Annotated in this window: 26 protein-coding genes; 6 read left to right on the top strand and 20 right to left on the bottom strand. The window is 71.7% G+C overall.

Translation table 11 applies throughout. The annotated features are described in order from the left end of the window. Positions 1-10: 10 nt before the first annotated feature. Positions 11-919: a ChaN family lipoprotein gene (locus tag KBB57_RS06630; RefSeq protein ID WP_290747825.1), complete on the bottom strand. Its 909-nt coding sequence runs from the start codon at positions 917-919 to the stop codon at positions 11-13. A gap of 119 nt (positions 920-1,038) precedes the next feature. Beyond that, on the bottom strand, positions 1,039-1,920 hold the full coding sequence (locus tag KBB57_RS06635; RefSeq protein ID WP_290747828.1) for an RNA polymerase factor sigma-32: 882 nt from the start codon (positions 1,918-1,920) through the stop codon (positions 1,039-1,041). Positions 1,921-2,111: 191 nt separating this feature from the next. On the opposite strand from KBB57_RS06635, the gene KBB57_RS06640 reads away from it, so the two are divergent. Beyond that, a complete protein-coding gene (locus KBB57_RS06640) occupies positions 2,112-3,614 on the top strand; it encodes a YifB family Mg chelatase-like AAA ATPase (protein ID WP_290747831.1) in 1,503 nt (500 codons plus the stop codon). Positions 3,615-3,699: 85 nt separating this feature from the next. Here the strand turns inward: KBB57_RS06640 and KBB57_RS06645 are convergent, their stop codons facing one another. The 7 genes from KBB57_RS06645 to ccrA form a co-directional block, all read right to left on the bottom strand. Further along, positions 3,700-4,593, bottom strand: coding sequence for an alpha/beta hydrolase fold domain-containing protein (locus KBB57_RS06645; RefSeq protein WP_290747833.1), 894 nt, complete (start codon positions 4,591-4,593; stop codon positions 3,700-3,702). Beyond that, positions 4,590-5,534, bottom strand: coding sequence for a glutathione synthase (gshB, locus tag KBB57_RS06650; protein ID WP_290747834.1), 945 nt, complete (start codon positions 5,532-5,534; stop codon positions 4,590-4,592). Before gshB ends, KBB57_RS06645 begins: the two co-directional genes overlap by 4 nt. Before the next feature lie 225 nt (positions 5,535-5,759). Further along, positions 5,760-6,110: a YraN family protein gene (locus KBB57_RS06655; protein ID WP_290747836.1), complete on the bottom strand. Its 351-nt coding sequence runs from the start codon at positions 6,108-6,110 to the stop codon at positions 5,760-5,762. Positions 6,111-6,153: 43 nt separating this feature from the next. Continuing rightward, positions 6,154-6,969, bottom strand: coding sequence for an SDR family NAD(P)-dependent oxidoreductase (locus KBB57_RS06660; RefSeq protein ID WP_290747838.1), 816 nt, complete (start codon positions 6,967-6,969; stop codon positions 6,154-6,156). Between the two features lie 269 nt (positions 6,970-7,238). Further along, complete coding sequence (locus KBB57_RS06665) at positions 7,239-7,940, bottom strand: LuxR family transcriptional regulator (protein ID WP_290747840.1); 702 nt, start codon at positions 7,938-7,940, stop codon at positions 7,239-7,241. Further along, the gene (locus tag KBB57_RS06670) at positions 7,918-8,133 is read right to left on the bottom strand and encodes a hypothetical protein (RefSeq protein WP_290747842.1); all 216 of its coding nucleotides are present in this window, start codon (positions 8,131-8,133) and stop codon (positions 7,918-7,920) included. Before KBB57_RS06670 ends, KBB57_RS06665 begins: the two co-directional genes overlap by 23 nt. A 205-nt stretch (positions 8,134-8,338) precedes the next feature. After that, a complete protein-coding gene (ccrA, locus tag KBB57_RS06675; protein WP_290747844.1) occupies positions 8,339-9,637 on the bottom strand; it encodes a crotonyl-CoA carboxylase/reductase in 1,299 nt (432 codons plus the stop codon). Between the two features lie 259 nt (positions 9,638-9,896). Here ccrA and KBB57_RS06680 point away from each other — a divergent pair, with 259 nt between their 5' ends. Both KBB57_RS06680 and KBB57_RS06685 read left to right on the top strand, forming a co-directional pair. Next, the gene (locus KBB57_RS06680; protein ID WP_290747847.1) at positions 9,897-11,864 is read left to right on the top strand and encodes a protein meaA; all 1,968 of its coding nucleotides are present in this window, start codon (positions 9,897-9,899) and stop codon (positions 11,862-11,864) included. A 225-nt stretch (positions 11,865-12,089) separates the two neighbouring features. Beyond that, complete coding sequence (locus KBB57_RS06685) at positions 12,090-12,761, top strand: hypothetical protein (protein ID WP_290747849.1); 672 nt, start codon at positions 12,090-12,092, stop codon at positions 12,759-12,761. Positions 12,762-12,785: 24 nt separating this feature from the next. Here KBB57_RS06685 and KBB57_RS06690 read toward each other — a convergent pair whose 3' ends face one another. From KBB57_RS06690 to KBB57_RS06735, 10 genes are all read right to left on the bottom strand, one after another. Then, positions 12,786-13,595 (bottom strand): transglutaminase family protein, encoded by an 810-nt coding sequence (locus KBB57_RS06690; protein WP_290747851.1) that lies wholly within the window; start codon positions 13,593-13,595, stop codon positions 12,786-12,788. 140 nt (positions 13,596-13,735) lie between these two features. Next, positions 13,736-14,515, bottom strand: a complete 780-nt coding sequence (locus KBB57_RS06695) for a succinate dehydrogenase iron-sulfur subunit (protein ID WP_290747854.1) — start codon at positions 14,513-14,515, stop codon at positions 13,736-13,738. A 9-nt stretch (positions 14,516-14,524) separates the two neighbouring features. Beyond that, entirely contained in the window at positions 14,525-14,782 is a 258-nt protein-coding gene (locus KBB57_RS06700) for a virulence factor (protein ID WP_367272660.1), read from the bottom strand. 105 nt (positions 14,783-14,887) lie between these two features. Then, positions 14,888-16,696 carry a succinate dehydrogenase flavoprotein subunit gene (gene sdhA, locus KBB57_RS06705; RefSeq protein ID WP_290747860.1) on the bottom strand — a complete coding sequence of 603 codons (1,809 nt, stop codon included), beginning with the start codon at positions 16,694-16,696 and terminating at the stop codon, positions 14,888-14,890. 10 nt (positions 16,697-16,706) lie between these two features. Then, entirely contained in the window at positions 16,707-17,087 is a 381-nt protein-coding gene (gene sdhD, locus KBB57_RS06710; protein ID WP_290747863.1) for a succinate dehydrogenase, hydrophobic membrane anchor protein, read from the bottom strand. Between the two features lie 12 nt (positions 17,088-17,099). After that, positions 17,100-17,492, bottom strand: a complete 393-nt coding sequence (gene sdhC / locus KBB57_RS06715) for a succinate dehydrogenase, cytochrome b556 subunit (protein ID WP_290747866.1) — start codon at positions 17,490-17,492, stop codon at positions 17,100-17,102. 208 nt (positions 17,493-17,700) lie between these two features. Next, a complete protein-coding gene (locus KBB57_RS06720; protein ID WP_290747869.1) occupies positions 17,701-18,735 on the bottom strand; it encodes a MaoC family dehydratase in 1,035 nt (344 codons plus the stop codon). Continuing rightward, positions 18,735-18,938: a DUF1737 domain-containing protein gene (locus KBB57_RS06725; RefSeq protein WP_290747872.1), complete on the bottom strand. Its 204-nt coding sequence runs from the start codon at positions 18,936-18,938 to the stop codon at positions 18,735-18,737. The genes KBB57_RS06720 and KBB57_RS06725 overlap by 1 nt, the downstream gene beginning before the upstream one ends. A gap of 8 nt (positions 18,939-18,946) precedes the next feature. Further along, entirely contained in the window at positions 18,947-19,507 is a 561-nt protein-coding gene (locus tag KBB57_RS06730; protein WP_290747874.1) for an NnrU family protein, read from the bottom strand. Continuing rightward, positions 19,504-20,376, bottom strand: a complete 873-nt coding sequence (locus KBB57_RS06735; protein WP_290747876.1) for a CoA ester lyase — start codon at positions 20,374-20,376, stop codon at positions 19,504-19,506. The genes KBB57_RS06730 and KBB57_RS06735 overlap by 4 nt, the downstream gene beginning before the upstream one ends. A 269-nt stretch (positions 20,377-20,645) precedes the next feature. Here KBB57_RS06735 and KBB57_RS06740 point away from each other — a divergent pair, with 269 nt between their 5' ends. Then, positions 20,646-20,843, top strand: coding sequence for a hypothetical protein (locus tag KBB57_RS06740; RefSeq protein ID WP_290747879.1), 198 nt, complete (start codon positions 20,646-20,648; stop codon positions 20,841-20,843). Here KBB57_RS06740 and KBB57_RS06745 read toward each other — a convergent pair. After that, positions 20,789-21,538, bottom strand: coding sequence for a sulfite exporter TauE/SafE family protein (locus KBB57_RS06745; protein WP_290747882.1), 750 nt, complete (start codon positions 21,536-21,538; stop codon positions 20,789-20,791). The two genes, KBB57_RS06740 and KBB57_RS06745, sit on opposite strands and share 55 nt — an antisense overlap. 98 nt (positions 21,539-21,636) lie before the next feature. Between KBB57_RS06745 and mdh the strand changes: the two genes are divergently transcribed. Both mdh and KBB57_RS06755 read left to right on the top strand, forming a co-directional pair. Further along, positions 21,637-22,599, top strand: coding sequence for a malate dehydrogenase (gene mdh, locus KBB57_RS06750; RefSeq protein WP_290747885.1), 963 nt, complete (start codon positions 21,637-21,639; stop codon positions 22,597-22,599). A gap of 126 nt (positions 22,600-22,725) precedes the next feature. Further along, positions 22,726-23,244, top strand: coding sequence for a hypothetical protein (locus KBB57_RS06755; RefSeq protein WP_290747888.1), 519 nt, complete (start codon positions 22,726-22,728; stop codon positions 23,242-23,244). Positions 23,245-23,249: the final 5 nt, after the last annotated feature.

Genomic DNA, 23,249 nt, shown 5'->3' on the forward strand with positions numbered 1-23,249 from the left:
GCCCCGGGGCTCACTCGCCGGGCGGGCGCAGGCCGCCGCAGGGGTCGGCCCTGTCGGGGGGCGGCGGGGCGAGGAGCACGGCGTCGAAGCCCTCGCCCTCGGCGCCGGGGGCGCCCGCGGGCGCGTCCTCGAACTGGCCGAGGGCGACGATCCGCGCCTCGGGCTCGGCGAGGGCGATCAGCGGCGGCGCGCCGTGCAGCTTGTCGGCCTGGGCGTTGCCGGCGATCACCACCACCTGCCCGTCGCCGGTCATGATCCGCGCCCAGAGCGTCGCGTCGGCGATGCCGGCGTCGCGGAAGCGCCCGGCCTCGACCATGCCCGCCAGCGCCCCGGGCGCGACGGCGCCGCACTGCGCGGCCTGCGCGGCCGCCTCGCGGGCCGCCTGCTCCTGCGGATCGAGCGGCCGGTCGAGGCCGTAGACCGCGGCGTCGCTCCCGAAGGCCTCCGCCGCTCCCTCGGCGGCGGCCTCGGCCACCGCGGCCGCCGGCTGCGCGGCGCCGAAGACCCGCGCCCCGGGCGCGGCGTCCATGATCCGGACCAGCGGCTCGACATCCGGCGAGCCGGCGGCGGACCAGCCCAGCGCCTGCGCCAGCGCCGCGTGGTCGCCGCCAGCCTCGCGCGCCGCGTTGAGCCCGGCCTCGCGGTCCTGCGGGATGGTCTCGAACACGATCGCCGCCGGGGCGAGGGCGCGGACGATCTCCTCCTGGCGGCGGCGATGCTCCGGGTTGTCGCGGATCTCGCCGAGGATGACGACGTCCGCCGCGCGCGCCGCGTCGAGAAAGCCCGCCAGCCCCGGATCGTCCGCCGCCCGACCCCCGACCGGAACCGAGGCGCAGAGCGCCAGAGCAACAATGGCGGACCGGACGGCCCTCCGGCGCCGGCCCGCCACGGTCCCGAAGCCACGCGACGCCTCACTCACCGGAAGACCCCGCCCGGCCGGACATCGCTGGAGCTCGCATGGCCTCGCCGCCCTCCCCACCGCTCGCGGGGCGGGACTATGCCACGCCGGCGCGGCCGGGTCACCTCACCGAAGGCGCCTCACGCCACCACGAGCGCCTCCGCGGCGGCGCCGGTGGCGCATTCCAGACGGCGGCGCAGCTTCAGCAGCGCCTGCGCCTCGAGCTGCCGGATGCGCTCCTTGGAAAGCCCGAGCTGCTGGCCGAGGCTCTCCAGCGTGCGCGGCTCGTCGCGGAGCTTCCGCTCGACGATGATCATCCGCTCGCGGGCGTTGAGCGCGCCCATCGCCTCGGCGAGCCAGGCGCGGGCGCGGGCGATGTCGGCGTTGCGCGCAACCGTCTCGGCCGCCTGGGGCGCGTCGTCCTCCAGCGTCTCCACCCATTCCCGGCCCTCGTCGCCGGCCTGCTGGGCGTTCAGCGAGAAGTCGGCGCCGGCGAGGCGGGCGTCCATCATCTCGACGTCGCGCAGCGGCACGCCGATCTCCTCGGCGATCATCTCGCGCAGCCGCGGCCCGTCCACCACCTCGCCATGCGCGAAGGCCTCGCGCTCGATGCGCGCCCGCACCCGGCGCAGGTTGAAGAACAGCGCCTTCTGCGACGAGGTCGAGCCGGTGCGCACCAGCGACCAGTTGCGCATGACGTAGTCCTGGATCGACGCCTTGATCCACCAGACCGCGTAGGTCGAGAACCGCACCCCGCGGTCGGGGTCGAACTTCTCCGCCGCCTTCATCAGCCCGACGCCGGCCTCCTGCACCAGGTCCGGCATCGGGGCGCCGTAGCGGCGATAGCGCGCGGCCATCGAGACGGCGAGGCGCATGTAGGCGTTCACCAGCCGATGCAGCGCGGGCTCGTCGCCGTGGTCGCGCCAGGCGCGGGCGAGGCGCAGCTCGGTCTCGGCGTCGAGCATCTCCGCGCCCATGGCGCGCCGCGTCATGCTTCGAATCCCGGCGTCGTCGAAAGCCATTCCCTGCCCTCCTCCGAGCGGGGCCGCATCCGCCCCGGCGTCTGGCCGTCGGGGCGTGCCGATGCCGGCCCCGACCTCGGCGCAGGGAGGTAACGCCGATCCGGCCGCTTCGTTCCGGGGGGTTCCGCGCCGGCGTTAACCGGCCGCTAACGGCGACGCGCCAAGCCTCCGGCGAACCCAGCGAGGGACGGATGGTCGCGCGCGCCTACACGGTGGCATTCCAGGGCGTCGAGGCCCGGCTCGTCGAGGTGCAGTGCGCCATCTCCGCCGGCCTGCCCGCCTTCAACCTCGTCGGCCTGCCGGACAAGGCGGTGACCGAGGCCAAGGAGCGGGTGCGCGCCGCGATGACCGCCATGGGGCTGGCGCTGCCGGCCAAGCGCATCACCGTCAACCTCTCGCCGGCCGACCTGCCGAAGGAGGGCTCGCATTTCGACCTGCCCATCGCGCTCGCAGTGCTCGCGGCGATGGAGGTGGTGCCGCGGGACGCGATCGAGGCCAACGTGGCGCTGGGCGAGCTGTCGCTCGACGGGTCGCTGGTGCCGGTGATCGGGGCGCTGCCGGCGGCGGTGGCGGCGGCGGAGGCGGAGTGCGGGCTGGTGTGCCCGGCCTCCTGCGGGCCGGAGGCGGCCTGGGTCGGCGCGGTGCAGGTGATCGGGTCGAAGTCGCTCCTCGGGCTCGTCAACCACTTCACCGGGCGCGCCGCACTCGCGCCGGCGCAGCCGGGCCTCGCGCCCCCCGGGGCCGCCCCGCGCGACCTCGCCGACGTCAAGGGCCAGGAGAAGGCCAAGCGGGCGCTGGAGATCGCCGCGGCGGGGCGGCACCACCTGCTGCTGGTCGGACCGCCGGGCTCGGGCAAGTCGATGCTCGCGGCGCGGATGCCGGGCATCCTGCCGCCGCTGGAGCCGACCGAGGCGCTGGAGACCTCGATGATCCATTCGCTGGCCGGGCTGCTCGCCGAGGGCGGCATCTCGCGCGAGCGGCCGTTCCGCACCCCGCACCACACCGCCTCGATGGCGGCGATCGTCGGCGGCGGCAAGGGCGCGAAGCCGGGCGAGATCAGCCTCGCCCATCACGGCGTGCTCTTCCTCGACGAGCTGCCCGAGTTTCCGCGCGCGGTGCTGGAGACCCTGCGCCAGCCGATCGAGACCGGCGACGTGGTGGTGGCCCGCGCCAACGCCCATGTGCGCTATCCCTGCCGGTTCATGCTGGTTGCCGCCGCCAATCCCTGCCGCTGCGGGCACCTCGCCGACGCGAGCCGGGCCTGCGCGAAGTCGCCGGATTGCGGGGTGGACTATCTCGGGCGCATCTCCGGGCCGCTGATGGACCGCTTCGACCTGCGGGTCGAGGCGCCGCAGGTGGCGGTCGAGGACCTCGCCGAGGCGGGGCCGGGCGAGCCGAGCGCCGCGGTGGCGGCCCGGGTGGCGCGAGCCCGGGCGACGCAGCGCGACCGCTACGCGGACATGCCCGGCGTCTCGGTCAACGCCGACGCCGAGGGCGACCTGCTCGAGGCGGTGGCCGAGACGACGGACGAGGCGAAGCGGCTCCTCGCCGACGTGGCGCGCAAGTTCGGCCTCTCGGCGCGCGGCTACCACCGGGTGATCCGGGTGGCGCGGACGATCGCCGACCTTGAGGAATCGGGCCCGGTGGAGCGCCGGCACGTCGCGGAGGCCGTAGGCTACCGGCTCGCGTTCTGACCGCCGACGGCGGCGGCGGACGGGGGCGCCGCGCCGGCGTCGCACATGCTTCCCCGTCGAGCCCGCGGCGCCGTCTCCTTGCGACTCACGGCGCAAGGGTGGCGGCGACGAAGGCGGCGGCGCGATCGAGGGCCTGGTCGGCCTCGGGCAAGAAGCCCTGATACATCTGCCAGACATGCGGCGCCCGCGCCCATTCGTCGTGGACGACGGCGACGCCGTCGGCCGCGAGCCGGGCCGCCAGGGCGCGGGCGTCGTCGCGCAGGACCTCGGCACGGCTGGACTGGACGAAGGCGGGCGGGCCGCCGGCGAAACGGCCAAAGACCGGCGAGGCGCGCGGGTCGCGCGGATCGGCGGGGCCGAGGTAGAGGTCACGGATCTCGGCGAAGCGCCGGACGGGGATCAGCGCGTCGCGGCGGGCGAGAGCGCCGAGGCTCGCGGCGGTCTGGGTCAGGTCGGCCCAGGGGCTGAAGGCGAGCATTGCGCCGGGGAGGGGCGCGCCCTCGGCGAGGAGGCGGTGCAGAAGGGCGAAGGCGAGGCCGCCGCCGGCGCTGTCACCGCCGAGCGCGACCCGGTGCGGGGGCACGCCCTCGGCGAGGAGCGCCGCCCAGGCGGCGGCCGCGTCGTCGAGCGCCGCCGGGAAGGGGTGCTCGGGGGCAAGCCGGTAGTCCGGGAGGACGGCCGCGGCGCCCACCGCCCGCGCGAGGCGCGCGGCCATCGCGGCATGGGTGCGCGGCGAGCCGATGCAGTAGGCCCCGCCATGGAGCCAGAGCAGCACCGGCCCGCCCTCCGGCCCGTCGAGGCGCAGGGCGGGAACGCCGCCGAGCGGCGCGTCCCGGAGCACGGCGCCCGGCGGCAGCGGGAACCGCGCCGCCTCGCGCTCCATGCGGGCGCGGCCGCGGGGAAAGTCGGTCTCGCGGGCGAGGTAGGGCTTCTCGCGCAACCGCAGGACGAGGTCGACGGCGAGGAGCCGCAGGCTCATCCCCGGCGCCGGCGCTCGATCGCCTCCCAGATCAGCGCGGCGGCGTTGGTCCCGTCGAAGCGCTCGAGCTCCTGGAGGCCGGTGGGCGAGGTCACGTTGATCTCGGTCAGCCAGTCGCCGATCACGTCGATGCCGACGAAGACCTGCCCCTTCTCGCGCAGGAGCGGCCCGATGCGCGCGCAGATCTCGCGGTCGCGCTCCGTCAGGCCGACGGCGACCGGGGTGCCGCCGGCATGCATGTTGGAGCGGGTCTCGCCTTCGGCCGGCATGCGGTTGATCGCCCCGACCGGCTCGCCGTCGACGAGGATCACCCGCTTGTCGCCGGCCGAGACGGCCGGCAGGAACTTCTGCGCGATCAGCGGCTCGCGGTTGATGCCGGCGAACACCTCCCAGAGCGCGGTGAAGTTGCGGTCGTTGGGGTCGAGCCGGAACACCCCGGCCCCGCCGTTGCCGTAGAGCGGCTTCAGGATGATGTCGCCGTGCCGTTCCTTGAACGCCTTGAGGGTGGCGAGGTCGCGGGCGATCGTCGTGGGCGGCGTCAGGTCGGGGAAGCGCAGGACGAGGAGCTTCTCGGGGAAGTTCCGCACCCAGAACGGATCGTTGACCACCAGCGTGCCCGGCGCGAGCAGGTCGAGCAGGTGGGTGGTCGTGATGTAGCCCATGTCGAACGGCGGGTCCTGGCGCAACCACACCACGTCGAAGGCGCCGAGGTCGACCACCGTCTCCTCGCCGAGCGTGCAGTGGTCGCCCCTGACCCGCCGCACCTCCACCGGCCAGCCGCGCGCGGTCACCCGCCCGTCGTCGAGGGCCAGCCGGTCGGGAGTGTAGTAGAACAGCCGGTGCCCGCGCGCCTGCGCCTCCTCCATCAGGCGGAAGGTCGAATCGGCGGCGATGTTGATCGCCTGGATCGGGTCCATCTGGACGGCGACGTTCAACCCCATGGGCGCGCTCCGCTTGTGACGGCGGCAGTCATGGCCGACCCGCCCCGCCGGCGCAAGCCGCCCCGCAGCCGGGCGTCGTCCGGCCGCCGGGGCGGGGAGACGGCGCCGCAAGCGGAACGGTCGAGCGCGCCGCGGGCGGCACGGCGCAACCCGCGCGACCTCGACGCGGCGCCCGGGTCCGCCCGGCGGCCGCGGCCCCTGGCCGCGGACGGCGGGGGGAGGCGGCTACCAGCCGTCGAAGGAGCGGGCGTTCTCGATGCGCTCGAGCCGGCCGGCGCCGTCGACCAGCGCGAGGTCGAAGCGGCAGGGCAGGCTGCCGTCGGTGCGCTCGGCGAGATAGCGGCTCGCCGCCGCGCCGATGCGCGCCCATTGCCGCTCGCTGACCGCGTAGGCGCCATGGGCGCGCCGCGCCTTCACCTCGACGAAGACGATCTCGCCGGGAAGCTCGACCACGAGGTCGAGCTCGCCCTCGGGACAGCGCCAGCGCGCGGCGCGGACGCGGCCGCCCTCCGCGGCGTAGCGCCGGGCGGCGGCCTCCTCGGCGGCGATTCCGGTGTGGTGACGTTGCGCGCGCATGGAACAAAACTAGCACGCGAGGGGAGGGAGGGGAAGGGCTCCGTCAGACGCCGAGGCCGCCGGCGACCGGGACGCCGACGCCGGTGACGTAGGCCGCGGCGTCGGAGGCGAGGAAGGCGACCGTCTCGGCGACGTCGCCGGGCGCGCCGAAGCGGCCGATCGGGGTCTGCGCCAGCATGAAGGCCTGGAGCTCGGCCTCGCCGGGGAAGAGGCCCATCTCGATCAGGCGGCGCGCCGAGCCGGCGCTGAGCGCGGTGTCGACGATCCCGGGATGGACGCAGTTCACCCGCACCCCGTAGCCGAGGCGGCCGGCCTCGACCGCGCCGACCTTGGTCAGGCGCTCCACCCCGGCCTTGGTGGCGGCGTAGGGCCCGGTGGCCGGGAAGGCGGTGTGCGCCGCCGTGGAGGAGACATTGACGACCGCGCCGCCGCGCCCCGCCGCGCCGCCCGGGCGCATGGCGCGGAAGGCGGTCTTCATGCCGAGGAGCACGCCGGTCAGGTTGACGTCGCACAGGCGGCGAAACGCCGCGGCGTCGGCGTCGGCGATCAGCGTGGTGATCTCGATCCCGGCGTTGTTGACGACGACGTCGAGCCGGCCGCCGTCCTCGATCGCGCAGGCGACGGCCTCGGTCCAGGACGGCTCGTCGCTGACGTCGAGCGGCGTGAACCGGGCGGCGAGGCCGCGGGCCGTCAGCGCCTCGGCGGCGGCGCGGCCCTCGGGGATCAGGATGTCGCCGAGGACGACGCGAGCGCCGGCCTCGGCGAAGCGGGCGGCGATGGCGAGGCCGATGCCGCGCGCGGCCCCGGTGACGAGGATCGTGCGGCCATCGAAGGCGGCGGAGGCGAGGTCGAGCGGCATGGGCGGTCTCCCGGGGGCGAGGGCGCCGGACGGCGCGCGGGGGGCGCGCGCCGTCGCGGCGAAGGCGTGGGCAGCAGAGGTAGGGAAGCGTTAAGGGGCCGGGGTTAACGAAGTCCGACCGTGCGCCCGGATCGACGTTTCGGCAACGGCGCCGGCGGGACGGCCGATCGCGTGGCGCCGCCGCCGGCATGGGGGGCGCGGCAGGTCAGTGAAATCTTCACCGTCCCCGCGCCGGGCGCCCCGGCGTCGCCGGCGCGGGGCCCTGCGCCTCAATACTTCGGCAACACCCCGGAGGGGACGATCATGCCGCGGGCCGTGGCGAGCGCCACCGCGTGGGTGACGTTGGCGGCGCCCAGCTTGTGGCGGGCGCTGTCGATATAGGCGCGCAGCGTGTTCTCCGAGATCTGCAGCGCGTCGGCGACCCGGGCGCGGCTCTCGCCGAGGCCGAGGCGGGAGAGCACCTCGCGCTCGCGGGGGGAGAGGTCGGTGGTCGGGGCCTCGACCTCGTTGTTGAGGATGCGCTTGGTGTGCTGGTGGACGAGGTGCGAGGCGAGCAGGAGCTCCTTGGCGTGGTCGCGGGTGTAGACCGCCCATTGCGGGTCGGTGGCGCGGTGGTTGACGGTGAAGATCGCGAACTCGCCCTTCGGACCCCAGATCGGGATCGACCAGCCCTGGTTGCCGAGCCCCGCCGCCTGCGACTCACGCATCATCTGGCGGGCGTGCGGGCTCGACCAGTCGAGCGTCTTCCAGTCGATGGGATGGAATCGCTTGACCGCCCCGAGCAGCACCGGATCGATCGCCTGGTAATCGTTTTCGATGTAGTGGCGGACCCAGTCGAGCGGGTAGGTGAATGCTCCGACCTGCTCGCCCCTGATGTTCGCGGTGTGATAGATGACGTGATCTACGCCGAGGACATCCCGGAGCTCGTGGATCCAGACATGAAGCTCCTCAATGGACTTCGTGCTCGACAAGCGTTCCAGTACGGCTTCTAGCTCTGCCCGTGCCAAGTTCGCCCGATCCTGCAGCGTCAAGTTTGGCGCCGATCTCGCGGGCGGCGACGAAGATCGCGTCGTCCAGCTGCTCCGCCAGCTCCGGCATGCCGTTCTTCTCGGAAAACTGCCGGATGTCCCTCAGAATATCAATGACCCAGTCGGATTTCGTCATGGCTGCCTCGGTGTCAATGAATTCCGGATGAACGTCGATAGCACGGGGCCCGAAAGCGTTAAACTCACCAATATTGACCCCCCAGAAACTGCGGGGGCGGTCCAGGCCAAATCCTTGATTTCCTTAACCTCGCGTCAACGGAAAAGAGAAAACGCCCCGGAATCGGGGCGTTTTCGGGTCGTCTCGGCGAGGTCGCGGGAGGGGGTCAGGCGCGGCCCTGGCTGACCTCGATCGCGTCCGCGAAGGTGCGCAGGCCGGTGCGCGGCGCGCCGACGAGGCAGGCCATGTTCCCGGGCTTGTGCTGGTTCCGCAGCATCTTCAGATGCGCCTGCGGGATCTCGTTCCAGGGGAAGACCTCGGACATGCAGGGGTCGAGCCGGCGCTCCAGCATGAGCTGGTTCGCGGCGCTCGCCTGCTTGAGGTTGGCGAAGTGCGACCCCTGCACCCGCTTCTGGTGCATCCAGAGGTAGCGCGCGTCCATGGTCAGGTTGAAGCCGGAGGTGCCGGCGCAGATCACCACCATGCCGCCGCGCTTCACCACGAAGACCGAGACCGGGAAGGTCTGCTCGCCGGGGTGCTCGAACACCATGTCGGGGTTCACGCCCTTGCCGGTGATGTCCCAGATCGCCTTGCCGAACTTGCGGACCTCGTCGAACCAGGCCTTGTATTCCGGCGTGTTGACCTTGGGCATCTGGCCCCAGCAGTTGAAGTCCTTGCGGTTGATCACGCCCTTGGCGCCGAGGCTGAGCACGTAGTCGCGCTTGCTCTCGTCGGAGATCACCGCGATCGCGTTGGCGCCCGCCGTGTTGATGAGCTGCACCGCGTAGACGCCCAAGCCGCCGGTGCCGCCCCAGACCAGCACGTTGTCCCCGGGCTTCAGCTCGTGCGGCTCGTGACCGAAGAGCATGCGGTAGGCGGTGGCGAGGGTGAGCGTGTAGCAGGCGCTCTCCTCCCAGGTCAGGTGCTGCGGCCGGCGCATGAGCTGGCGGGCCTGCACGCGGGCGAACTGGGCGAAGCTGCCGTCCGGGGTCTCGTAGCCCCAGATGCGCTGGGAGGGCGAGAACATCGGGTCGCCGCCGTTGCATTCCTCGTCGTCGCCGTCGTCCTGGTTGCAGTGGACCACGACCTCGTCGCCGACCTTCCAGCGCCGGACCTTGTCGCCCACGGCCCAGACGATGCCCGCGGCGTCGGAGCCGGCGATGTGGTAGGGGGCCTTGTGCACGTCGAAGGGCGAGATCGGCTTGCCGAGGCCGGCCCAGACGCCGTTGTAGTTGACGCCCGCGCCCATGACGAAGATCAGCACCTCGTTCGAGTCGATCGAGGGCGTCTCGACCACCTCGAGCTGGAAGCTCTTGTCCGGCTCGCCGTGGCGCTCGCGGCGGATCGCCCAAGCGTACATCTTCGGCGGCACGTAGCCGAGCGGCGGGATCTCCCCGACCTCGTAGAGCTCCTTTTGCGGCGCGTCATAGGCCGGCTGGGTCTGGGTGACGTCCATGAAGGCCATCGGGGGTCTCCTTGATCTCGGCGAGGGATCGCTGCGAGCGGCGGCGAAATTTTGTTGCGGGAAGAGGCCAGCTAGGAGCTATTACATTATCGGACCTCGCGATCAACCGGATTCTTGCTGCGATGCGGCGCGCGCCGCGGGCAAGATTAACGTGGCGTGGCCATGGGCTCGCGCAAGATTGTTTCTCGCGTTTGCGCTGCACTGCAAACGAACTAAGCTTGCCGCCGAACGACGGTGATTCGGAAGGGCGAGAGGGCACATGACCGAGGTTAAGCGCGACAAGCCCTGGCTGTTCCGCACCTATGCCGGGCATTCGACGGCCGCGAAGTCGAACGCGCTCTATCGCCAGAACCTCGCGAAGGGGCAGACCGGGCTGTCGGTCGCCTTCGACCTGCCGACGCAGACCGGCTACGACAGCGACCACGTGCTGGCGCGCGGCGAGGTCGGCAAGGTGGGGGTGCCGGTCAGCCATCTCGGCGACATGCGGGCGCTGTTCGACCAGATCCCGCTCGAGGCGATGAACACCTCGATGACGATCAACGCCACCGCGGCCTGGCTGCTCGCGCTCTATGTCGCGGTCGCCGAGGAGCAGGGGGCGGATGTCGCGAGGCTCCAGGGCACGGTGCAGAACGACATCATAAAAGAGTATCTCTCGCGGGGGACCTACGTGTTCCCGCCGGCGCCGTCGCTGAAGCTGATCGCGGACGTGGCGGAGTACACGTTCCGGGCGGTTCCGAAGTGGAACCCGATGAACGTCTGCTCCTACCATCTGCAGGAGGCCGGGGCGACGCCGGAGCAGGAGCTGGCCTTCGCGCTGGCGACGGCCTGCGCGGTGCTCGACCAGGTGAAGGGGCAGGTGCCGGCGGAGGACTTCCCGGAGGTGGTGAGCCGGATCTCGTTCTTCGTGAACGCCGGGATCCGGTTCGTCACCGAGATGTGCAAGATGCGGGCCTTCGTCGATCTGTGGGACGAGATCACCGAGACGCGCTACGGGGTCGCGGACCCTACGCTGCGGCGGTTCCGCTACGGGGTGCAGGTGAACTCGCTGGGGCTGACGGAGCAGCAGCCGGAGAACAACGTCTACCGCATCCTGATCGAGATGCTGGCCGTCGTGCTGTCGAAGAAGGCCCGGGCGCGGGCGGTGCAGCTGCCGGCGTGGAACGAGGCGCTGGGGCTGCCGCGGTCGTGGGACCAGCAATGGTCGCTCAGGATGCAGCAGATCATGGCCTACGAGACCGACCTCCTCGAGTACGGCGACCTCTTCGACGGCAATCCGGCGGTCGACGCCCGGGTCGAGGCGCTGAAGGCGGGGGCGCGGGCGGAGCTGGCGCGGATCGACGAGATGGGGGGCGCGGTCGCGGCGATCGACTACATGAAGGCGGAGCTGGTGCAGGCCAACACGGCGCGGCTCGGGCGGATCGAGGCGGGCGAGACGGTGGTGGTCGGGGTGAACCGCTTCGTCGAGGGCGAGGCGAGCCCGCTGGTCGGCGGCGACGGCGGGATCATGGTGGTCGACCCGGGCGTCGAGGCGGAGCAGATCGCCCGGCTCGGCGAGTGGCGGGCGGCGCGGGACGCCGGCGCCGTGGCGGCCGCGCTGGAGGCGCTGAAGGCGGCGGCGCGGTCGGGGGAGAACGTCATGGGCCCGTCGATCGCGGCGGCGAAGGCCGGCGTGACCACCGGCGAGTGGGGCGCGGCGATGCGCGAGGTGTTCGGCGAATACCGGGCCCCGACCGGCGTCGGCAAGGCTGCGGTCGCGGCGGCGGGGCGGCTGGAGGAGGTGCGCGCGGCGGTCGAGGCGGCGAGCAAGCGGCTGGGGCGGCGGCTGAAGTTCCTGGTCGGCAAGCCCGGGCTCGACGGGCATTCCAACGGGGCGGAGCAGATCGCGGTGCGGGCGCGCGATGTCGGCATGGAGGTGGTCTACGAGGGCATCCGGCTGACGCCGGCGCAGATCGTCAACGCCGCGCTGGAGGAGTCCGTGCATATGGTCGGGCTGTCGATCCTGTCGGGCAGCCACCTGCCGCTGGTCCGGGACGTGATGGAGCGTCTGCGCGCGGCCGGGCTCGACGACGTGCCGGTGGTGGTCGGCGGCATCATCCCGGACGCCGACGCCGAGCAGCTGAAGGGCTACGGCGTGGCGCGGGTCTACACGCCGAAGGACTTCGACCTGAACCGGATCATGCTCGACATCGTGGCGCTCGCCGAGGCCGAGGGACGGGCGGCGGCGTGAGCGTAACACAGTGGGACAATGGTCAAGCTATTGACCCATAAGGATAAATGTAAGCAGGCAATAATATTGCGCGACGGCATCCTGCGAAACGATGGGGTGGCTTGGCGTGGCGTGCGCGGCGGCCCACAATGACCCTCCGGCTCGTGGATGCTCGCAGGGCGACAACGCGGTAGGTTGCGGGCGGGAGCCGTGGTATCCTCCGGGCGCTGCATCGGGGGACCAGTCATGGAAAGCACGGGACCGGCGAGGTCGTCCGCAAGCAGGTTCATCGCGCCTCTGGCGGCGGCGTTGCTGGCCGGGGTCGGCGCGGCGCAGGGGGCCACGCTGGAATCGGCCACCTTCCGGGCGAGCCTGACCACCTTCGGGACCACGGTGGGGCCGTTCGACGGGACACCGAACATCCCCGGCCCCTGCGACATCTACGGCGCGGCCGGGGGCTGCGACCTCAACGGGGTGGCCGACCCGAACGACCCCTTCTCGCCGCAGCTGGTGGTGGACTGGGTCGACGGCGACAGCTTCGATCTGTTCTTCTATGCGCCCTCCTCGATCGAGGACGACGTGCCGGTCAGCTTCTCGGTGACCGGGCTCTCCTTCCGCGACGGGGGGCGGGCGGCGGCGATCCGCGGCTTCACGTTCAACCGGAGCGCCTCGACGCTCGACACCTACCTGCAGAGCCCGAGCAACCCGTCCGGCGCCTACTTCCTGCCGCCGACGACGAGCTGGGCCGCGGATTCGGTGACGGCGGACTTCGCGATGTTCCACGGCCAGCTGATCAACGACGGGCCGCGGCTGCGCTTCGACGTCGAGGCGACGCCGGTCCCGGTTCCCCTGCCGGCGGCCGGGCTGCTGCTGATCGGCGGCCTGCTGACGCTGGGCGGACTGCGGCGCTTCGGCTGACCGGGAGGGCCAGGCGGAGGCGGATCATCCTGCGGCCTCGTCGATCCAGACCTTGAAGCCGCGGAGCTCGCCCGGGCCGAAGGTGTGCGTGAGCGGCACATCGGCGGCGTCGCGGCCCTGGGCGATCAGCACGCGGCCCCAGCGCGGCGCGTTGTTGCGCGGGTCGAACATGCGCCACCTGCCGCCGAGGTAGACCTCCATCCAGCCGGCGAAGTCCATCTCGGCGTAGGGCGGCGGCAGGCCGATGTCGCTCACATAGCCGGTGCAGTAGCGCGCCGGGATGTTCATGCAGCGACAGAACGCGACGGCGAGGTGAGCGAAGTCGCGACAGACGCCGCGCCGCTCGGTGTAGGCCTCCCAGGCGGTGCGGGTGGGCCGGGAGAACTCGTAGCCGAAGGTGATGTGGGCGTTGACGAAGTCGCAGATGGCCTGGACGCGGGCCCAGCCGGGCGGCGTGGCCTCGAAAAGCCGCCAGGCGTCCTCGGAGAGCCGGTCGGTCTCGCAGTAGCGGCTGCCGAGGAGGTACATCAGGGTGTCGGCGGGCAGGTCCTCCACGGCATGCTGGACGGCGTCGGGGGCGATCGGGTCGGGCAGGCCGGAGTCGCGGAGGAAGCCGCTCGTCCCGAGGCGCATGGGGCCGGCGGGGGCGACGAGGCGGCAGCACCAGTTGCCGAAGCTGTCGCGGTAGCTCTCGATCGGCACGGCCGGATCGGTCGTGAGGTGATCGGGGCCCTCGAGATCCTGGAAGCGCGAGTAGTGGACGTTCAGCAGGACGATCATCGGGGTGGGCTTCGGGAAGTCGAAGCGCATTTCGCAGCCGAAGCGGATCCGCATGGCGTGGCCTTCAGGACGAGGGAAGGGTCCGCGCCGGCCTGGCGCCGGCGCATGTCCTGGCCGCGAGTGTAGGGCCGTTCGTTCGCAGGCGCCACATGAACGTCACGCCGGGGCGGGTGAAGCGACCCGGGCGGCTGGGGTCACATCCGCCGGTCGACCATCATCTGCTTGATCGAGGCGATTGCCTTGGCCGGGTTCAGCGACTTCGGGCAGGTCTTGGCGCAGTTCATGATGGTGTGGCAGCGGTAGAGCTTGAACGGATCCTCGAGGTCGTCGAGGCGCTCGCCGGTGGCCTCGTCGCGGCTGTCGGCGAGCCAGCGATAGGCCTGCAGGAGGGCGGCCGGGCCGAGGTAGCGGTCGCCGTTCCACCAGTAGGACGGGCAGGAGGTCGAGCAGCAGGCGCAGAGGATGCACTCATAGAGCCCGTCGAGCTTGCGGCGGTCCTCGATCGACTGGCGCCATTCGGTGTTGGGCTCGGCCGAGGAGGTCTCGAGCCAGGGCTTCACGCTGGCGTGCTGCGCGTAGAAGTGGGTCAGGTCGGGGATCAGGTCCTTGATCACCGGCATGTGCGGCAGGGGATAGATCTTCACGTCGCCCTTGATCTCGTCCATGCCGCGGATGCAGGCGAGGGTGTTGGTCCCGTCGATGTTCATCGCGCAGGAGCCGCAGATGCCCTCGCGGCAGGAGCGCCGGAAGGTGAGCGTCGGGTCGATCTCGTTCTTGATCTTGATCAGCGCGTCGAGGACCATCGGGCCGCAGGTGTCGAGGTCGACGAAGTAGGTGTCGATCCGCGGGTTCTCCGGGGTGTCCGGGTCGTAGCGGTAGATCTTGAAGGCGCGGACGTTGGTGGCGCCGGCGGGCTTGGGCCAGGTCCTGCCGACGACGACGCGGGAGTTGCGGGGGAGGGTGAATTCGACCATGACTGCCTCCTAGTCCCGACGGCCTACAGCAGGGCCAAGATCGTTGAACTCTTCAATCCTGAGCATCCGTACGTCCCGGACGGCCGGTCCGAACCACACGAGTCGACGGGCTACGTCTTGGATCGCCAGCACGCAGGTTACGGCGTTAACGTCGGGCGAGCCGAAATAGACGCTTCCTTGCTTCCAGCTAAACCCGTGCTCGCTGAGGACATTGCCGATCTCGGTATATCCGTTACGCCAGCTGGCCCCTTCGTAGAGCTCCTGCATTCTCGAAGTATCCATATCGAAGCTGATAGCGTACACGGTCCCGGCACCCTTCGAATTATGGCCTAGGCGAGCGTGATCGAGCATCTCCGCTTCCCTATATGTTGCTTAGTACACGCGCGCCTTGGGCGCGATCCGCTTCAGGTCGATGCCGCCGTGCTCCTGGGTGGTGAGCGGGTCGAGGTGGACCGGGCGGTAGGTCAGCGTCACCGTGTCGTCGGGGTGGACCCAGGCGAGGGTGTGCTTGCGCCATTCGGCGTCGTCGCGGTTGGGGAAGTCCTCGTGGGCGTGGGCGCCGCGGCTCTCCTTGCGGGCCTCGGCCGAGACGATGGTGGCCAGCGCGTTCGGCATCAGGTTGGTGAGCTCGAGCGTCTCCATCAGGTCGGAGTTCCAGATCATCGAGCGATCGGTGACCTTGACGTCGGCGAGCGAGCGGGCGACCGCGGTGACCTTCTCGACGCCCTCGGCGAGCGAGGCGTTGGTGCGGAAGACCGCGGCGTCGGACTGCATGGCGCGCTGCATCGCGAGGCGGATCTCGGCGGTGGGGAGCTTGCCGTCGGCGTGGCGGAGCCCGTCGAAGCGGTCGAGCGCCTGCTCGACGGAGGCCGAGTTGAGCGGGCGGTTCGGCGTGCTGCGCTCGACGACCTCGCCGGCGCGGATCGCGGCGGCGCGGCCGAAGACCACGAGGTCGATCAGCGAGTTGGAGCCGAGGCGGTTGGCGCCGTGGACCGAGGCGCAGCCGGCCTCGCCGACGGCCATCAGGCCGGGGAGGATGCGGTCGGGATTGTGCTCGGTCGGGTCGAGGGCCTCGCCCCAGTAGTTGGTCGGGATGCCGCCCATGTTGTAGTGGACGGTCGGCGAGACCGGGATCGGGGCCTTGGTCACGTCGACGCCGGCGAAGATCTTGGCGCTCTCGGAGATGCCGGGCAGGCGCTCGTGCAGGGCCTCGGGGGGCAGGTGGTTGAGATGGAGGTGGATGTGGTCCTTGAGCGGGCCGACGCCCCTGCCCTCGCGGACCTCGATGGTCATGCAGCGCGAGACGACGTCGCGGGAGGCGAGGTCCTTGTAGGTGGGGGCGTAGCGCTCCATGAACCGCTCGCCCTCGGAATTGGTCAGGTAGCCGCCCTCGCCGCGGGCGCCCTCTGTGATCAGGCAGCCGGCCCCATAGATGCCGGTCGGATGGAACTGCACGAACTCCATGTCCTGGAGCGGCAGGCCCTGGCGGGCGACCATGCCGCCGCCGTCGCCGGTGCAGGTATGGGCCGAGGTCGCCGTGAAATAGGCGCGGCCGTAGCCGCCGGTGGCGAGCACCGTCATCTTGGCGTTGAAGCGGTGCAGCGTGCCGTCGTCGAGCTTCCAGGCGAGCACGCCCTGCACCACGCCGTCCTCGGTGCGGAGGAGGTCGATGGCGAAATACTCGATGAAGAACTGGGCGTTGTGCTTGACGGACTGGCCGTAGAGCGTGTGCAGGATGGCGTGGCCGGTGCGGTCGGCGGCGGCGCAGGTGCGCTGCACCGGCGGGCCCTCGCCGAACTCGGTGGTGTGGCCGCCGAAGGGGCGCTGGTAGATGCGGCCGTCCTCGGTGCGGGAGAAGGGCACGCCATAGTGCTCGAGCTCGTAGACGGCCTTGGGGGCCTCGCGGGCGAGGTACTCCATGGCGTCGGTGTCGCCGAGCCAGTCGGAGCCCTTCACCGTGTCGTAGAGGTGCCACTGCCAGTTGTCGGGGCCCATGTTGCTGAGCGAGGCGGCGATGCCGCCCTGGGCCGCGACGGTGTGGCTGCGGGTGGGGAAGACCTTGGTGACGCAGGCGGTCTTCAACCCCTGCTCGGCCATGCCGAGGGTCGCCCGCAGGCCCGAGCCGCCGGCGCCCACGACGACGACGTCGTAGACATGATCGGTGAACGTATAGGCTGCCATGGGGCTTTCCTCAGGCGATGAAGGCGATCTTGGCGACGGCGAAGACGCCGGCGAGGCCGAAAGCCCAGCAGAGCAGCGTGTTGGCGAGAAGCGCGGCGGTGCGGATGGGCTTGTCGTGGACGTAGTCCTCGATCACCACCTGCAGCCCCTGCTGGACATGGACGAAGGTGGTGAGGATGAAGAGGATCGCCACGATGGCGTTGAACGGGTTGCCGTAGGTGTCGAGGACGTCGGCATGGGGGGCGCCGAGGCTCGACACGAAGGGGAAGATGAAGAGGAGGGTCAGGGGGACGAGCGCGACGGAGGTGATGCGCTGGCTCCACCAGTGGCCGGTGCCCTCCTTGGCGGAGCCGAGGCCGGTGACGCGGGAGCGGTCGGTGCGGTAGTCCATGATGCGCTTCCCCTACCAGGCCAGGATCAGGGTGAGGATGGTGAGGACCGCCGTGCCGGCGCAGGCGATCATGCCGGAGCGGGTCACGGAGGCGAGGTCGAAGCCGTGGCCGGCGTCCCAGACGAGGTGCCGGATGCCGTTGCAGAAGTGGTACCAGAGCGCGACCAGCATCCCGAGCATCACGAGGCCGCCGATCCACGAGGTGAGGAGGTCGTCGACGAGCTGGAAGTAGCCGGGGCCGGAGGCGGCGGCGAGGAACCACCAGACGCCGAGGACGGCGCCGAAGGCGACGCCGATGCCGGTGATGCGGTGCAGGAGCGACATCACCGAGGTGATCTGGAGGCGATAGACCTGCCCGAGCATGAACGGGGACAAGGGGCGATTGCCCCGGTTTACATCGGCCATGTGCGCCTCCGCGTCGCCGCCCGACCCCTGCCCGGGAGGCGCGGCGACGGCCTGTCCGGGTCCAGCGACGAAGGGGAGCGGCAGCGGCCAGGCCGGTGCGCGATCCCCCTGCGCGTTGCGGTTACAACACCCTTCGACACGCGAATGCAAGCGGCATCGCTCAGGCGAACAGGCTGGTGATTTCGATGATCGCCCTGTTGTCGCATGGTTATTTCGGCGCCAGGGCCCAGTAGTCGAGGTCGAGGAGCACGTCCGGGTGGTATTTGCCGTCCTCGCCGCGGAGCGTGAGCGCGGGCGCGCCGGCCCGGACGGCCACGAGGCGCAGGCGCAGGGCGCCGACGCCGGGCGCGGGCGTGTCGGCCTTGTCGAGCACCTCGGACCAGGCGGCGATGGTGTCGCCGGCGAAGCAGGGGTTGGCGTGGGCGCCGGCGTTGATCGCGACGATGGCGGCGGCGTTGGCGAGGCCGTTGAACGAGAGCGCGCGGGCCAGGGAGATGACGTGGCCGCCGTAGATCAGCCGGCGGCCGTCGGGGCGGGCGGTGGCGTCGAAATGCACCTTGGAGGTGTTCTGCCACAGCCGGGTGGCGAGCATGTGCTCGGCCTCCTCGATGGTGACGCGGTCGACATGGTCGATCTTCTCGCCGATGGCGTAGTCGCCCCAGCGGTGCGGCTCGCCGGCGAGGGCGAAATCGTAGCCGGTGAAGTCGAGGCCCCCGGGCAGGACGAGGTCGGCCGCGGCCACCGCCGGAGCGAGCTTCGGCACGACCGGGTCGGCGACGGCGGCCTCGGGGTCGCGTTTGCGGACCATGACCCAGCGGGCGTATTCGAGCACCGGCTGCCCGTGCTGGTTGCGCCCGGTCGAGCGGACGTAGACGACGCCCGACTGGCGGTTGGAGTTCTCCTTGAGCCCGATCACCTCGGAGGTCGAGGTCAGGGTGTCGCCCGGCCAGACCGGGGCGAGGAAGCGGCCCTCGGCGTAGCCGAGGTTGGCGACGGCGTTCAGCGAGACGTCGGGGACGGTCTTGCCGAAGACGACGTGGAACGCGGCGAGATCCTCGATCGGGCTCGCCTTCAGGCCGCAGGCGCGGGCGAACTCGTCGGAGGAGTAGAGCGGGAAGCGGGTCGGGTAGAGCGCGGTGTAGAGGGCGCGGTCGCCGGAGGTCACCGTGCGCGGCACCGCGTGGGGAATCGTCTGGCCGACGCGGTAGTCCTCGAAGAAGTTGCCGGAAAAGGTCTTGGACATCAGAGCTCCGACAGCTTGAGCTCGGGGGAGTAGGCGGCGTCGACCTCCTTCACCACCGCCTGCCCGCAGCGCATGACCCCGGCGGCGGCGTCGAAGGCGTAGGCGGGCTCGCCATGGAGCGACCATCCCTCGGCGAGCGCCTTGGTGACCTTGTGGCAGAAGGAGGCAGTGTCGGCCTCGGTCAGGTAGCGGTAGGCGAGCATGGCGGGCCTCAGCGGAAGGGCGGGTAGCCGAGCCAGGTATGGACGGCGACGATGACGACGAAGACGATTGCGGAGATGACCACGAGGCGGACGTCGCCGGCGCGCGTGCCGGTCGCCGGCGGGATCCAGGGGCCGTCGCGGCGGTTGATGACGGCCATCTCGACCAGCGACCAGACGCCGAGGCCGCCGAAGAGCACGAGCGAGGCGAGGTCGCCGTTGACCAGCAGGTGGGCGACCGCCCAGAGCACGAGGCCGAGCAGCATCGGGTGGCGGAGCCACGCCCGGGCGCGGCTCTTCGAGTGCGCGGTGGCGAAGGCGAGGACCGCGATCACCATCAGCAGGTTGTTGAGGTGGACGGTCCAGTCCGGCGAGGCCCAGAGCCCGACATACTCGGCGCGGCGGAAGCCGATGACCATCAGCACGACGGAGACGAGCAGCGCGACCGCGAAGGCGCCGCGGGCGGCGGCCGGGCCGAGACGGGCGTCGAGGTCGGCGCGGAGGCCCGGGGCGACGCCCTTGACGAGATGCGCCGCCCACCAGAGCGCGACGCCGAGGACGAGGAGCGTCATTGCCGGGCCGCGATGGCGGCGGCGCGGGCGAGGAGCTTCCGCGCCGTGACGACGTGCAGGTTCTCGACGATGCGGCCGTTCACCACCGCGACGCCCTCGCCGCGGGCCTGGGCCGCCTCGAAGGCGGCGACCTGCTCCCCGGCGAGCGCGATCTCCTCCGGCGCGGGCGCGAAGGCCGCGTTGGCGACGGCGATCTGGTCGGGGTGGATCAGCGTGCGGCCGTCGAAGCCGAAGTCGCGGCTCTGCGCGCAGGCGGCGCGGAAGCCCTCGGCGTCCTGGAAGGCGTTGTAGACGCCGTCGACGCAGACGAGCCCCTCGGCGCGGGCGGCGAGCAGGCAGAGGCCGAGCGAGGCGACGAGCGGCAGGCGCTCGGGGGTATGGGCGGCGCCGAGATCCTTGACGAGGTCGTTGGTGCCCAGGACGAAGCCGGCGAGGCGGGGGTGGCTGGCCGCGATGGCGGCGGCGTTCAGCATGCCGCGCGGCGTCTCCATCATCGCCCAGATGGTGACGCGGTCGGAGGCGCCGGCCTCGGCGAGCAGGTCGGCGACGCGGCCGATGTCGGCGGGGCGCTCGACCTTGGGGATCAGCACCGCGTCCGGGGCCGCCGCGGCGGCGGCCATGACGTCGGCGCGGCCCCATTCGGTGTCGAGCCCGTTGGTGCGGATGAGCAGGCGCCGCTCGCCGTAGCCGCCGGCGCGGACCGCCCGGGCGACGAGGTCGCGGGCGCGCTCCTTCTCGGTGGGGGCGACGGCGTCCTCGAGGTCGAGGATCAGCGCGTCGGCGGGCAGCGTGCGGGCCTTCTCCAGCGCCCGCTCGCGCGAGCCGGGCATGTAGAGGACCGAACGCCAGGGCTGATCGCCGTGCTCCATGGGTCCCCCGCGCCTGTGCTGCACCGCACCAATCGCTAGGCCGCGAGAACGGGAAACACAAGCACGAATCTTGCGCGCCGGCGGGCGGCCGCGGTCGGGGGCGTTGCGCAGCGGGCCGGGGCAGCGCGCGCAGGGTTAACGCCCGGTTGAGCGTCGGCGCCAAAGGTGGGGTGGAACCCGGGGACGCCCTTCGCGTGGCGGACCGGCGGGACATCCGAGACCCTTGCCGGCGCGGCGACGCGGCCGGCCGCCGAGAGGACGCCGACCTCATGCCCCCTGCGCTTGCCTGCCTGCGTGTCCTGGTCCTCGCGCTGCTCGCGACCTCGCCCTCGGCGGCGATCGCCCATGCGGGGCGCATCTGCACGGCGCGGGGGCGGCTCGCCGACGAGATCGAGGTCTGCGACCTCGGCGATCAGACGACGGCGTCGTGGATGAGCTTCAGCCCGGTGGCCGCCAGCACGACGTAGGTGAGGCCGAAGAACCAGGCGTCGCTGACCCGCTTGTGCGCCCAGGCGCCGATGAGGACGCCGGCGACGCCCACGGGCGCGAGCGCGAGCACCGCCTTGCCGGTGTCGGCGGTGAACATGCCGAGCGCGACGTAGGGCGGGAACTTGATGAGGTTGATCCACCAGAAGGTGACGACGTTGGTCGCCTGGAACGGGGTCTTCCCGAGGTTGCGACCGAGCAGGTAGACCGCCGCCGGCGGGCCGCCGGCATGGCCGACGAAGCTGGTGAAGCCGGCGAGCGAGCCCCAGAACAGGCCGGCGGGCGGCGGCTGCGGGCGGCCGAGCGGGATGAGGCCGAGGCGGCGGCCGACCGACCAGGCGACGAAGCCGACGGCGATGCAGCCGATGATCAGCCGCACCGCGTCGGAGCTGACCGCGCCGAACACCATCCAGCCGACGACGACGCCGGCGATCGCCCCGGCCATCAGCATCCGCGCGTCGGCCCAGCTCCACTTGCGCCAGTAGGCGCGGAGCGAGGCGAGGTCCATCAGCATCAGGAGCGGCAGCATCAGCCCGACGGCGAGGCGCGGCTCGATGACCAGGGCGAGGAGCGGCGCGGCGGCGATGCCGCCCGCCGTCTCCAGCCCGCCCTTGGAGATGCCGGCGAGCAGGACCGCGGGCACGGCGGCCGCGAAGAACAGCGGGGTGAGCTCCATGGGGCCTCGGACGGTCGGCGAGGGGGACGGCTTGCTTTGTGCAGCGCAAGGGGCTAGCCCAAGGGCCGATTTGCGCACCTGAGCGGGAGAGAGGCGAAATGGCAAGACCGAAGATCGCGTTGATCGGCGCGGGGCAGATCGGGGGCACGCTCGCCCATCTGGCCGCGCTGAAGGAGCTCGGCGACGTCGTCCTCTTCGACATCGCCGAGGGCACGCCGCAGGGCAAGGCGCTCGACATCGCCGAGAGCGCCCCGGTCGACGGCTTCGACGCGATCCTGAAGGGCGCCAACACCTATGCCGACATCGCCGGGGCGGACGTGTGCATCGTCACCGCGGGCGTGCCGCGCAAGCCGGGGATGAGCCGGGACGACCTGCTGGGCATCAACCTCAAGGTGATGAAGTCGGTCGGCGAGGGCATCCGGGACAATGCGCCGGACGCCTTCGTGATCTGCATCACCAACCCGCTCGACGCCATGGTCTGGGCGCTGCGCCAGTTCTCGGGCCTGCCGCACGCCAAGGTCTGCGGCATGGCGGGGATCCTCGACTCGGCGCGGTTCCGGCACTTCCTGGCGGACGAGTTCAAGGTCTCGGTCAAGGACGTGACCGCCTTCGTGCTCGGCGGGCACGGCGACACGATGGTGCCGCTGGCGCGGTACTCCACTGTCGCCGGCATTCCGCTGCCCGACCTCGTGGCGATGGGCTGGACCAGCCAGGAGCGGCTCGACGCGATCGTCCAGCGCACGCGGGACGGCGGGGCGGAGATCGTCGGCCTGCTGAAGACCGGCTCGGCGTTCTACGCCCCGGCGGCCTCCGCGATCGAGATGGCCGAAGCCTATCTCAAGGACCAGAAGCGGGTGCTGCCCTGCGCGGCGCATATCGACGGCCAGTACGGGCTCAAGGACATCTATGTCGGCGTGCCGACGATCATCGGCGCGGGCGGCATCGAGAAGGTGGTCGAGATCAAGCTCGACAAGGCCGAGAAGGCGATGTTCGACAAGTCGGTCGATGCGGTGAAGGGCCTCGTCGACGCCTGCAAGGGCATCGACCCGTCGCTCGCCTGAGCGTCCCTGCGCGCCGGCGGGGACCGCCGGCGCATTCCGTTCCGCCGCGGCGCGTGATACCATCGCGACGCAGGAATTGAGCGGCGAGCGCGCGTGGCCCGAGCGACTGACCCGGCGACCCCGGACTTGGAGATCGCCGCCCGGCGCAGCTGGGCCGGGCGCACGCTGGCGGGCGGCGTGCTGACGCCGGAGCTGGCGGAGTTCTGCCAGAGCGGGGTCAGCATCTGCCTCGGCAGCCGGGCGCGGCTGGGCGCGCCGGTGGTGGGCTACGGGCTCGGCTGCCGCATCGACTCGGCCGGGCGGGTGCGGATCCTGCTGCGGCGGCCGGCGAGCGGGCCGATTCTCCAGGCGGTCGCCCGCGGCGCGGCGATCGCGGCGACGTTCACCCGGCCCTTCAACCACCGCGCCATGCAGCTCAAGGCGTCGCGGGCCACCGTCGCCGAGCCGACGGAGACCGACGCGCTGGTCGCCGAGGACCAGGCCGCCGCCTTCGCGTCCGAGCTGGTCGGGGTGGGCTACGACACCGCCTTCGCGGCGAGCTACGTCGCCTTCGAGGCCGCCGAGCTCGCCGCCATCGACTTCACGCCGGAGCAGGCCTTCGTGCAGACGCCCGGACCGCGCGCCGGCAGCGCGCTCGGCGGTTGAGCCTC

The organism is Amaricoccus sp. (assembly GCF_017993425.1).
Taxonomy (GTDB): domain Bacteria; phylum Pseudomonadota; class Alphaproteobacteria; order Rhodobacterales; family Rhodobacteraceae; genus Amaricoccus.

Excerpts from the sequence above, each read along its gene's own strand:
- sdhC (WP_290747866.1), bottom strand. The coding sequence starts at position 17,492 with ATGGCCGATGTAAACCGGGGCAATCGCCCCTTGTCCCCGTTCATGCTC.
- KBB57_RS06660 (WP_290747838.1), bottom strand. The coding sequence starts at position 6,969 with ATGCCGCTCGACCTCGCCTCCGCCGCCTTCGATGGCCGCACGATCCTC.
- KBB57_RS06725 (WP_290747872.1), bottom strand. The coding sequence starts at position 18,938 with ATGCTCGCCTACCGCTACCTGACCGAGGCCGACACTGCCTCCTTCTGC.
- KBB57_RS06720 (WP_290747869.1), bottom strand. The coding sequence starts at position 18,735 with ATGTCCAAGACCTTTTCCGGCAACTTCTTCGAGGACTACCGCGTCGGC.
- KBB57_RS06670 (WP_290747842.1), bottom strand. The coding sequence starts at position 8,133 with ATGACGAAATCCGACTGGGTCATTGATATTCTGAGGGACATCCGGCAG.
- KBB57_RS06730 (WP_290747874.1), bottom strand. The coding sequence starts at position 19,507 with ATGACGCTCCTCGTCCTCGGCGTCGCGCTCTGGTGGGCGGCGCATCTC.
- sdhD (WP_290747863.1), bottom strand. The coding sequence starts at position 17,087 with ATGGACTACCGCACCGACCGCTCCCGCGTCACCGGCCTCGGCTCCGCC.
- KBB57_RS06700 (WP_367272660.1), bottom strand. The coding sequence starts at position 14,782 with ATGCAGGAGCTCTACGAAGGGGCCAGCTGGCGTAACGGATATACCGAG.
- KBB57_RS06640 (WP_290747831.1), top strand. The coding sequence starts at position 2,112 with ATGGTCGCGCGCGCCTACACGGTGGCATTCCAGGGCGTCGAGGCCCGG.
- gshB (WP_290747834.1), bottom strand. The coding sequence starts at position 5,534 with ATGGGGTTGAACGTCGCCGTCCAGATGGACCCGATCCAGGCGATCAAC.
- KBB57_RS06635 (WP_290747828.1), bottom strand. The coding sequence starts at position 1,920 with ATGGCTTTCGACGACGCCGGGATTCGAAGCATGACGCGGCGCGCCATG.
- KBB57_RS06740 (WP_290747879.1), top strand. The coding sequence starts at position 20,646 with ATGCCCCCTGCGCTTGCCTGCCTGCGTGTCCTGGTCCTCGCGCTGCTC.
- KBB57_RS06735 (WP_290747876.1), bottom strand. The coding sequence starts at position 20,376 with ATGGAGCACGGCGATCAGCCCTGGCGTTCGGTCCTCTACATGCCCGGC.
- KBB57_RS06690 (WP_290747851.1), bottom strand. The coding sequence starts at position 13,595 with ATGCGGATCCGCTTCGGCTGCGAAATGCGCTTCGACTTCCCGAAGCCC.
- KBB57_RS06745 (WP_290747882.1), bottom strand. The coding sequence starts at position 21,538 with ATGGAGCTCACCCCGCTGTTCTTCGCGGCCGCCGTGCCCGCGGTCCTG.
- KBB57_RS06695 (WP_290747854.1), bottom strand. The coding sequence starts at position 14,515 with ATGGTCGAATTCACCCTCCCCCGCAACTCCCGCGTCGTCGTCGGCAGG.
- ccrA (WP_290747844.1), bottom strand. The coding sequence starts at position 9,637 with ATGGCCTTCATGGACGTCACCCAGACCCAGCCGGCCTATGACGCGCCG.
- sdhA (WP_290747860.1), bottom strand. The coding sequence starts at position 16,696 with ATGGCAGCCTATACGTTCACCGATCATGTCTACGACGTCGTCGTCGTG.
- KBB57_RS06685 (WP_290747849.1), top strand. The coding sequence starts at position 12,090 with ATGGAAAGCACGGGACCGGCGAGGTCGTCCGCAAGCAGGTTCATCGCG.
- mdh (WP_290747885.1), top strand. The coding sequence starts at position 21,637 with ATGGCAAGACCGAAGATCGCGTTGATCGGCGCGGGGCAGATCGGGGGC.
- KBB57_RS06680 (WP_290747847.1), top strand. The coding sequence starts at position 9,897 with ATGACCGAGGTTAAGCGCGACAAGCCCTGGCTGTTCCGCACCTATGCC.
- KBB57_RS06645 (WP_290747833.1), bottom strand. The coding sequence starts at position 4,593 with ATGAGCCTGCGGCTCCTCGCCGTCGACCTCGTCCTGCGGTTGCGCGAG.
- KBB57_RS06655 (WP_290747836.1), bottom strand. The coding sequence starts at position 6,110 with ATGCGCGCGCAACGTCACCACACCGGAATCGCCGCCGAGGAGGCCGCC.